This is a genomic window from Halomonas sp. MES3-P3E, from assembly GCF_002836035.1.
In the GTDB taxonomy this organism is placed as follows: Bacteria; Pseudomonadota; Gammaproteobacteria; order Pseudomonadales; family Halomonadaceae; genus Vreelandella; species Vreelandella arctica.
In genome coordinates this window covers 1-546 of record NZ_PJBT01000133.1, presented here as the reverse complement: position 1 = coordinate 546, position 546 = coordinate 1, and the positions used below count along the sequence as shown (strand labels likewise).

At 46.2% G+C, this 546-nt stretch carries 1 rRNA gene; it reads left to right on the top strand.

Annotated elements, in window-relative coordinates:
• Positions 1 to 238: 238 nt before the first annotated feature.
• Positions 239 to 546, top strand: a 23S ribosomal RNA gene (locus CXF87_RS12290); the annotation flags it as partial.

Below are 546 nucleotides of genomic sequence, written 5' to 3'. Positions count from 1 at the left end.
TAGCTGTTGTATGAGCAGTGATAAGCGAACGCTTTTCTAGCTTAGAAAAAGAAAAAGGTCTTCTTTTTTTAATGTGAAAAAACGCTTATCACTGCTTATAGCAGTCGCTCTTTAACAATGTATATCATGCTGACAAGAACACTTCGTAAGAAGTGCTTCTTAAATTGTGATACGTCTCAAGCGTATCCGGCAAAATGAAACGTTATCATTGCGAACCCCAGACTCCTTCGGGTTATAGGGTCAAGCAATGAAGCGCACACGGTGGATGCCTAGGCAGCCAGAGGCGATGAAAGACGTGGTAGCCTGCGATAAGGTTCGGTGAGGTGGCAACAACCTGTGACCCGGACATCTCTGAATGGGGAAACCCACTCATCATAAGATGAGTATCCTACGCTGAATACATAGGCGTAGGAGGCGAACCAGGGGAACTGAAACATCTAAGTACCCTGAGGAAAAGAAATCAACCGAGATTCCCCTAGTAGCGGCGAGCGAACGGGGACCAGCCCTTAAGCATGAGATTGATTAGGCGAACAGATTGGGAAGTCT